General features: G+C 71.4%; 9 protein-coding genes and 1 tRNA gene. 8 read left to right on the forward strand and 2 right to left on the reverse strand.

The annotated features are described in order from the left end of the window. Positions 1-103: 103 nt before the first annotated feature. From aroH to ACYVG5_RS19670, 4 genes are all read left to right on the forward strand, one after another. Positions 104-466, forward strand: coding sequence for a chorismate mutase (gene aroH / locus ACYVG5_RS19655; protein WP_222050312.1), 363 nt, complete (start codon positions 104-106; stop codon positions 464-466). Between the two features lie 140 nt (positions 467-606). Continuing rightward, positions 607-1,299, forward strand: a complete 693-nt coding sequence (cmk, locus tag ACYVG5_RS19660) for a (d)CMP kinase (protein WP_222050311.1) — start codon at positions 607-609, stop codon at positions 1,297-1,299. After that, positions 1,296-2,642 carry a ribosome biogenesis GTPase Der gene (der, locus tag ACYVG5_RS19665; RefSeq protein WP_222050310.1) on the forward strand — a complete coding sequence of 449 codons (1,347 nt, stop codon included), beginning with the start codon at positions 1,296-1,298 and terminating at the stop codon, positions 2,640-2,642. Before cmk ends, der begins: the two co-directional genes overlap by 4 nt. A gap of 87 nt (positions 2,643-2,729) precedes the next feature. Next, a tRNA-Pro gene (locus ACYVG5_RS19670) sits at positions 2,730-2,803 on the forward strand. A 105-nt stretch (positions 2,804-2,908) separates the two neighbouring features. Here the strand turns inward: ACYVG5_RS19670 and ACYVG5_RS19675 are convergent. Both ACYVG5_RS19675 and ACYVG5_RS19680 read right to left on the reverse strand, forming a co-directional pair. Next, positions 2,909-3,880, reverse strand: a complete 972-nt coding sequence (locus ACYVG5_RS19675; RefSeq protein ID WP_460683466.1) for a tyrosine-type recombinase/integrase — start codon at positions 3,878-3,880, stop codon at positions 2,909-2,911. A 508-nt stretch (positions 3,881-4,388) separates the two neighbouring features. After that, positions 4,389-4,616 carry a helix-turn-helix domain-containing protein gene (locus ACYVG5_RS19680; RefSeq protein WP_222050308.1) on the reverse strand — a complete coding sequence of 76 codons (228 nt, stop codon included), beginning with the start codon at positions 4,614-4,616 and terminating at the stop codon, positions 4,389-4,391. A gap of 474 nt (positions 4,617-5,090) precedes the next feature. Here ACYVG5_RS19680 and ACYVG5_RS19685 point away from each other — a divergent pair, with 474 nt between their 5' ends. The 4 genes from ACYVG5_RS19685 to ACYVG5_RS19700 are packed head-to-tail and all read left to right on the forward strand — an operon-like array spanning position 5,091 to position 8,066. After that, positions 5,091-5,663: a hypothetical protein gene (locus tag ACYVG5_RS19685; RefSeq protein WP_222050307.1), complete on the forward strand. Its 573-nt coding sequence runs from the start codon at positions 5,091-5,093 to the stop codon at positions 5,661-5,663. Continuing rightward, entirely contained in the window at positions 5,657-6,571 is a 915-nt protein-coding gene (locus ACYVG5_RS19690) for an ATP/GTP-binding protein (RefSeq protein WP_222050306.1), read from the forward strand. Before ACYVG5_RS19685 ends, ACYVG5_RS19690 begins: the two co-directional genes overlap by 7 nt. Beyond that, positions 6,568-7,251 carry an SAF domain-containing protein gene (locus tag ACYVG5_RS19695; protein WP_222050305.1) on the forward strand — a complete coding sequence of 228 codons (684 nt, stop codon included), beginning with the start codon at positions 6,568-6,570 and terminating at the stop codon, positions 7,249-7,251. Before ACYVG5_RS19690 ends, ACYVG5_RS19695 begins: the two co-directional genes overlap by 4 nt. Positions 7,252-7,259: 8 nt before the next feature. Beyond that, entirely contained in the window at positions 7,260-8,066 is an 807-nt protein-coding gene (locus ACYVG5_RS19700; protein WP_222050304.1) for a hypothetical protein, read from the forward strand. Positions 8,067-8,226 lie beyond the last annotated feature (160 nt).

The raw sequence follows: 8,226 nt of genomic DNA on the forward strand, positions 1-8,226 counted from the left end.
GTCGGGCCGTTCCGGCTCCGGCCCGAGCCGGGTGGCGGAGGCTCCCTAGACTCGGCCGAGGTGCACGGCGATCCGTGCACCGGCATCGACGTCAGGAGTGTGCATGGCCGTCCGAGCCATCCGAGGTGCGACACAGGTGGCCGCCGACGACCGCGACGAGGTGCTGTCGGCGACCCGTGAGCTGGTCGTCACCGTCCTCGAGCGGAACGACGTGTCCGCGGAGGACCTGATCAGCATCCTGTTCACCGCGACCCCCGACCTGGTGTCGGAGTTCCCGGCGCTCGCCGCGCGCGAACTGGGGCTCGGTGACGTGCCGCTGATGTGCGCGACCGAGATCGCCGTCCCGCACGCCCTGCCCCGGGTGCTGCGCCTGATGGCGCACGTGGAGACCGTCCGGCCGCGCAGCGAGGTGCAGCACGTGTACCTGCGCGGTGCGGTCGCCCTGCGCCGGGACATCGCGCAGTGAGCGAGCATCGCAGTGAGCGCCAGCGAGCGAGGAGCGGAGCGAACGTCGCTGCGCAGGGGCACAGCGCAGTGAGCGAGCATCGCAGTGAGCGCCAGCGAGCGAGGAGCGGAACGAACGCCGCTGCGCAAGGGCGCAGCGCAGTGAGCGAGCGCCGCTTTTCCGGCCAGGTGACGCTGGACGGGCCGTCGGGGACCGGCAAGTCCAGCGTGGCCCGCGCGGTCGCCACCCGGCTGGGTGCGGCCTACCTGGACACCGGGGCGATGTACCGCGCCGCCACCGTCGCCGTCCTGGACGCGGGGGTCGACCTGACCGACGCCGAGGCGGTGACCCGTGCGGTCTCGGAGGCCGCCATCGAGGTCGGGACGGCGGCCGACGCCGAGGTCGTCACGGTCGACGGGGTGGACGTGGCCGAGCGGATCCGCGGCGCCGAGGTGACCCGCACCGTCTCGCCGGTCTCCGCCGTCCCGGCGGTGCGCCGGTTGCTGGTCGACCGGCAGCGGTCGCTGGTCGCCGCCGCGGACGCCGTGGTGGTGGAGGGCCGCGACATCGGCACCGTCGTGCTGCCCGACGCGACGCTGAAGGTCTACCTGACCGCGGCGCCGGAGGCCAGGGCGCAGCGGCGGGCCGGCCAGCTCGGTGTCACCGACGCGCACAAGATCGCCGAGATCGCCGCGGACCTCCGCCGCCGGGACAGCTACGACAGCAGCCGGGCCGACAGCCCGCTGCGCCCGGCCGCGGACGCGATCGTGGTCGACAGCACCGGACTGGACCAGGACGCCGTCGTCGACCGGGTGCTGGACCTGGCGCTGACCGCCGTGGGGGAGCCGGCATGAGCGGGACGCAGCAGGGCCCGCTGCCGGTGGTGGCCATCGTCGGACGCCCCAACGTCGGCAAGTCGACGCTGGTCAACCGGTTCCTGGGCCGCCGCGCCGCGGTGGTGCAGGACGTCCCGGGGGTCACCCGCGACCGGATCGCCTACGAGGCGCTGTGGAACGGCAAGTCGTTCACCGTCGTCGACACCGGCGGCTGGGAGCCCAGGGCGACCGGCATGGCCGCCTCGATCGCCCGGCAGGCCGAGTACGCGATGAAGACCGCCGACGTGATCGTGCTGGTCGTCGACGCCTCGATGGGGGCGACCGAGACCGATCTGGCCGCCGCCCGGGTGCTGCGGCGCAGCGACCGGCCGGTGATCCTGGTGGCCAACAAGGTCGACGACGAGCGCGGTGAGTCCAATGCCGCCGAGCTGTGGTCGCTGGGCCTGGGGGAGCCGTACTCCGTCAGCGCCCTGCACGGGCGGGGCAGCGGCGACCTGCTGGACCTGGTGCTCGATGCGATGCCCGAGGCGCCGCGCGAGCAGGAGGGGGAGGGTGGCCCGCGCCGGGTCGCGCTCGTCGGCCGGCCCAACGTCGGCAAGTCCAGCCTGATCAACCGGCTGTCGAAGGAGGAGCGCTCGGTCGTCGACTCCGTCGCCGGCACCACCGTCGACCCGGTCGACTCCCTGGTCAGCCTGGGCGGGGAGCAGTGGCGCTTCGTCGACACCGCGGGCCTGCGTCGCAAGGTGAACACCGCCAGCGGCACCGAGTACTACGCCAGCCTGCGCACCGAGGCGGCCATCGAGGCCGCCGAGGTCGCCGTCGTGCTGCTGGCCGCCGACGAGGTGATCAGCGAGCAGGACCAGCGGGTGATCACCCAGGTGATCGAGGCCGGCCGGGCGCTGGTCATCGCGTTCAACAAGTGGGATGCCCTCGACGAGGACCGGCACGCCCAGCTGGAGCACGAGATCGACCGCGACCTGGCCCGGGTGCAGTGGGCCAGCCGGGTGAACATCTCCGCGGTCACCGGCCGCGGGGTGAACAAGCTGGCCGACCACCTGAAGGCGGCGCTGGCCGGTTGGGAGACCCGGGTGCCGACGGCGGCGCTGAACGCCTACGTCCGGGCGCTGGTGCAGGAGACCCCGCCGCCGGCCCGCGGCGGCCGGGCGCCGAAGATCAAGTACGTGACCCAGGCGGACATCCGGCCGCCGCGGTTCGTGGTCTTCTCCACCGGGTTCCTCGAGGCCGGCTACCGGCGCTTCCTGGAGCGCAAGCTCCGCGAGGAGTACGGCTTCGCCGGCACCCCGATCGACGTGTCGGTCAAGGTTCGCGAGGGCCGGGGGAGCGAGAAGAAGCAGGGGTGACCGGTCGCCGGGCAGCCTGAGGCCGTGCGGTAACCTGCTCCAGCAGCGATCGAGCGCGCCCGGCCCAGCCGGGAGCTGCTCGACGCTCGGGCTGTAGCGCAGCTTGGTAGCGCACTTGACTGGGGGTCAAGGGGTCGCAGGTTCAAATCCTGTCAGCCCGACAGAGCGAAGTTGCAGGTCAGGGGCCGTTCCCGGAGAGATCCGGAACGGCCCCTTTTGCTGTTGCGGGGCGTTTGACCACCATTTTGACCACCATTAGGCGACCCTTACTCGCTGAAAGCGGCACCGAGGACGTCCATGGCGCCGCGGGACACGTCGGGTGCGACGTGCCCGTAGACGTCTCCGGTGATGGCGATGGAGGAGTGGCCGAGGACCTCGGACACGACCTTGAGCGGGACGCCCTGGGTGAGCATCACGCTGGCCGCTGAGTGCCGGAGGGTGTGCAGGCCCGCGTGGGGCAGGCCGGCCCTCGTGGCGGCGACCTTGAGGGCTCGCAGAGCGTTGCGGGGGTCGTACGGCTCGCCTGTCTCGGTGGTGAAGACGAAGCCGGTCTCCTGCCAGAGCGAACCGGCCCGCCGTCGCTCCTCGGCCTGGCTGCCGCGCAGACCGCGGAGCAGTCGCTCAGCGGGTGCGGAGATCGGGACGGATCGCTTGGACTTCGCCGTCTTCGGCACCGTCACCAACAGGCGCCCCTGGACCCGGGCGAGCGTTCCGCGCACCCGCAGCAAGCCTTTGTCCAGGTCGACGTCCGACCAGCGCAGGGCAAGCGCCTCACCGCGGCGCAGGCCGGTGTGCACCAGCAGCGCGAACAGCGGGGCGTAGCGGGTGTCCCGGGCGGCGCGGAGGAGCTCCGCCACTTCGGCGGGTGTCAGGTGTGGGGCCTCCTTGACCGTCACCCGGGGCCGCCGCACGATCGCGGCCGGGTTGGACGCCAGCGCACCGTCGCGGACGGCCGTGTCCAGCACCGCCCGGAGGATCGTGTAGGCCGACCGGATGCTGGACTCCGCTAGTCCCTTGCGGCGGAGCTCGACCACCCAGCCTTCGACGTGCGATGGCCGGATCCTGTCCAGGGTGAGCCGCCCGATGGAACTGCTGAGGATGTGGGTGCGTGCGACGCCGGCGTACATGACCTTGGTCGTCTGCTTGCGCTCGGAGGCCTGCAGCGTCGTGTCGATCCAGTGCTGGGCGAAGGCTGCGACGGTCTGCCTCCGGTCCCTTGCCGGCTGGCCGTCTGCCACCCGTTTCCGGATCGCGGCCGCCTTTTCTCGGGTCTCCTGCGGGGTGTCGCCGTAGACGGTGTGGCGGCTCGCTTCGCCGAACTCGTCGGTGACACGGAGGTTGATCTGCCAGCGGCCGTCCGGCCGGCGGCGTGGCGTCGATCCTTCGCTGTTGCCACGACGTTTTGCCGAGGACCCGGCCCTTGACGTCCGTGGACTCACTGTCTGCCTCTTCCGCTCATCAGGCGACGAGTGTCAGCGCTCTGAAAGACAGGGACCGCCGTGCATCCACAGGCGGGCTCCCTCTCCGAGGGCTGTGGATGACGTCGGACAGCTCGCCCTGGTTCATGGCCGTCCGCCGGCGCCGGTGCCCCCGATCGGAAAGCGGCGGTGGGGGAGCGGTCCACGAAGCGGCAGCTGCGTGCGATGAGGACCGGGCGCAGCATGCCGGCTTTCACCAGGGCGTCGGTCGCGGTGCGGCCGATAGCGAGGACGGACTCTGAGGGCCCGATGCCCTGGCGATGGTGCATCAGTGCTCGGAGGCAGTGCCTGTGGCCTGGAGGAGCCCCACGTAGCGCTCCAGTTCGCTGCGGGCCAACCGGCAGCTGCGTCCGATGTGGACGGGACGGAGCTCGCCGGCCTTCATCAGGCCGTAGACCGTCGTGCGACCCACGCGCAGCATCTCCGCTGCCTCTTCGGGGGTGAACAGCAGCGGACCGCCGTCGAGCGCGTTCTGGAGGATCTCTGGATCGCCCATGGCCGCTTCCCCTCAGGCTCTTGCCATTCCGCGACGACCTGGGCCGCGACGGGACGGACGGAGCAGGACCGGCGCTGCTCGTTCGGCCACTCTGCGAGCGGAGCCTCCAGTCGCGCTGTCGTCCGCGCGGCGACCTCTCTGCCGACATTCGGGATCCCCTTTCGGTGCTGCTTCGCTCCCTCACGGCAGCGCAACTGGAGGGTGTCGTGCTCCGAGACACGGTGGGTGAGTGCTGCCAACAACTGTGGAAAACAGTCGGGTTGTGGAAAAGGTCTTTGGCGCAGCGGACCTGTGCTATGGCACCAGATCAAGCTGGCGAACTGCAGATTTACCGGAGAACGGGTATTGCTCCAGTAGGCGAGGCCGGTGGTAACTTCCCGCACCCACCGCAGGGAAGGTGCTCATGTTCCGCCTGAATGTCGCGCGTCGATCACCCCGCCGGGCATGGCCAATGCCTGATATGGCGCTCTGGTCATGACGCAGCGGTGGTTGCACGGTGCCGCACTGAGTCTGCTGGCGTTCGTCGCTGGCTGCTCCAGTGACGCCCCGTCTTCGGCAAGCGCCCCAGGCGCACGTGTCTCGACCTCGCCGACGACCGAGGCGTCGACTCCGGAGGAGGCGGCAGCGAAAGCGGCCACTCCGGTGCTCAGGGAACTCATCCAGGTCTCGGACGCCGCCCGGCAAGACCCCGGCGCCCGGGACTGGGAGCCGGAGATCCGTCGTCACGCTGCCGACCCGGCCGCTTACCTCGCCGTCCAGTCGGTGCGCGAGTACGCCACGCTCGGGCTGCGCCAGAACGGCAACACGCAGTTCGACGTGAAGGTCACCGATGTCCAGTTGGCTTCCCCGGCGGGACCCTCGGTCAAGCTGACCGGCTGCTACGACAGCGGCAGCACCCAGGTCGTCGACGCCGACACCGGTGCGGCCGTGCCGCCCGGCACTCCGGATCGCTACGTCTGGGACGTCACCGTCGTCCAGTACCAGTCCGAGGCGGGATCTCCGTGGCTCGTCACCACGCTCGACCCGCGGACGGACCAGCCGTGCTGATCCGCAGAGCAGGAGCGATCGTCGGTGTCGCGCTCCTGGCGCTGGTCGGTTCGCCGGCCATCGCCCTCGCCGCACCGCCGGTCGAGTGCGCCAAGAAGGACCCGCTGACCGGTGTCTGTCTGCTGATCGCCTCCACACCGTCGGCGGCCGAGGAAGCCAGCGCCAGGGACGACGATGCGCCGGTGCGCGCGGAAGGGGGGAGCACCGGGGGTGAGGCGGCGGCTCCGGACCCGTGCGTCTATCACCCGGCGTCCCCGCAGCCTCCGGAGTCCGACCCGATCTGGGGCGGCCGCACGGCAGCCGAGGGGACGATCAACCTCCGGCTCTGCCCCTCCGACAGCTCTCCCACCGGCTATCAGGTGAGCTTGATCTTCCTCGGGACCGGCACCGATCCTCCGGCTGGTCCGCCCATCGACCCGAGGGTGCTCGCCGAACAGGCCATCTCCGCGATGGTCATGCGTGCGCCTGAGATCCGGATGGCACCCCCACCGGGATCGACCAGCGGGCTCGTCGGCCTGCCGGTCTGGATGTGGGCCGAGCGCGGTGCGGACACCCTGGGTCCGGCGGAAGGATCCGCTTCGGCCGGCGGCGTCACCGTCGTCGCACGGGGGCAGGTGAGCCGCATCGCCTGGGACATGGGCGACGGCACCACCGTCGTCTGCGGTGCGGGAACGCCCTACGCGGCGGGTGCGACCGGACCGTCCCCCGATTGCGGCCACGTCTACGAAAGAGCCTCGAGTCGGCACGTGCCGGGAGGCGGAGCCTGGCCGGTCACGGCGACCAGCACCTGGACCATCACCTGGTCCGGTGGCGGGCTCTCGGGCACCGAGACGCTGGAGCTCTCGTCGTCGACGGAACTCTTCGTCGGGGAGCTCCACGTCCTCAACCAGGACGGGGGCCGGAGATGACTCGCACGCAGCCGCAGGTGAACAGCACGCCTGCTAGCTCGCACGGCATCGGGCTCTCGCGGGCGCCGGTGCTGGCACCACCGCGTCGTCGCCGTAGGCCGGCGCTGCTCGCTCTTGCCGTGGTGATGGTGGTGCTCGGGGCCCTGGGCGCCGCCTACCTCGCCACCTCGCTCGGTCAGTCGGCACCGGTGATCGCGGTGGCGCGCCCGGTGCCCTGGGGGCAGCCCATCACCGCCGCCGACCTGGTCGAGGCGCGTGTGCCGGTGGACCCGGCACTGGCACCCATTTCCTACGGCGATCGGGAACGGGTGATCGGAATGGTGGCGGCCACGGAACTGCTGCCTGGCTCGCTGCTGACGCAGGACGCAGTGATCGACCGACGCCTTCCGGCCGAAGGACAGCAGTTGGTCGGCGTCGGGGTGTCATCGGTGCAGGTGCCGACGACGCCGCTCCGACCGGGCCAGCCCGTGCTGCTGGTGTCGGTCGGTGCTCCGGACTCGACCGCGAAGACTGCCGCCGTAGCCCCGGACCCGGTCCCGGCCACGGTGCTACGCGTCGGACCCACAGGTACCGATGGACGGCGGGTCGTCGACGCGTTGGTCGATGAGACGGACGGACCGGACGTAGCTGCTCGAGCGGCGGCCGGGGCGATCGCCGTTGTCGTGGTGTCGGACGAGTAGGCCTGACCATGTTGATCGCCGTCTTGTCGGCGAAGGGCGCCCCGGGTGTGACCACCGCAGCGCTGGCGCTGGCCCTGTCCTGGCCACGGCCGGTGGTACTGGCCGAACTCGACCCCGCCGGCGGTGACGTGCTCGCCGGCTACGGCCGAGGAGAGCAGGCCGCAGACGGTCTGGGTGAGCTCTCACTTGCGGCGCGTCGCGGTGACGTGATCGCTCGGCTCGACGCCCACCTGCTCCAGTTGGACCAGGCCGGCCGGGCGCGCTTGCTGCCGGGTCTCGCCGACCCGACCGGTGCTGCCCACGTCGACTGGTCACGGATGGCCGGAGCCCTGGACGCGATCGGCGATGGCACGACCGACGTCCTCGCCGACTGCGGGCGGCTGCGGACCGAGCACTTCCCCACGCCTGTGGTCAGCCAAGCCGCGGCGGTTGTGGTGGTGACCGGCTCGAACCTGCGCGCCGTGCGCGCGGCATCCCAAGCCATCGCACATCTCCGACGCGAAGAGGCCGAGCCCGGGACCGGGCCGGTGGCCGTGATGGTGGTGGCGCCGGGGGAGCCGTACACCGAACGAGAGATCGGCGATGCGCTCGCCGTCCCCGTGATCGGCGCCTTGCCGCGCGACGCCAAGACCGCGGCGGTGCTCAGCGACGGCGCGCCGGCTGGTCGCGGATTCGCCCAGACGGCCCTGATGCGCGCTGCTCAATCCGTCGCGGCGGACCTGGTCGCCTTCTCGGCGAGCAGGCAAGCCGTTCTGGCGCCGGCCTGGAGCGCTTCGGCCGATCCGGTGGACTCTGCGGGACCGATCCGTGGCTGAACCACGCCAGGCTGTGCCGTTTGGACGTGATGTCCCCGAGTCGCCTGCGGCGCCTTCGCGCCTTAACCTTGATCTTTCGTGATCTTGTCGGGGTTCATGATCGTCGGGGTTCTGAGCCCGCGTGGGCGTGAGGATGACATCGGGGTGTGACGGTTCGCCC

The sequence above is a fragment of the Modestobacter lapidis genome, assembly GCF_054780755.1.

Excerpts from the sequence above, each read along its gene's own strand:
- aroH (WP_222050312.1), top strand. The coding sequence starts at position 104 with ATGGCCGTCCGAGCCATCCGAGGTGCGACACAGGTGGCCGCCGACGAC.
- der (WP_222050310.1), top strand. The coding sequence starts at position 1,296 with ATGAGCGGGACGCAGCAGGGCCCGCTGCCGGTGGTGGCCATCGTCGGA.
- ACYVG5_RS19680 (WP_222050308.1), bottom strand. The coding sequence starts at position 4,616 with ATGGGCGATCCAGAGATCCTCCAGAACGCGCTCGACGGCGGTCCGCTG.
- ACYVG5_RS19685 (WP_222050307.1), top strand. The coding sequence starts at position 5,091 with ATGACGCAGCGGTGGTTGCACGGTGCCGCACTGAGTCTGCTGGCGTTC.
- ACYVG5_RS19695 (WP_222050305.1), top strand. The coding sequence starts at position 6,568 with ATGACTCGCACGCAGCCGCAGGTGAACAGCACGCCTGCTAGCTCGCAC.
- ACYVG5_RS19700 (WP_222050304.1), top strand. The coding sequence starts at position 7,260 with ATGTTGATCGCCGTCTTGTCGGCGAAGGGCGCCCCGGGTGTGACCACC.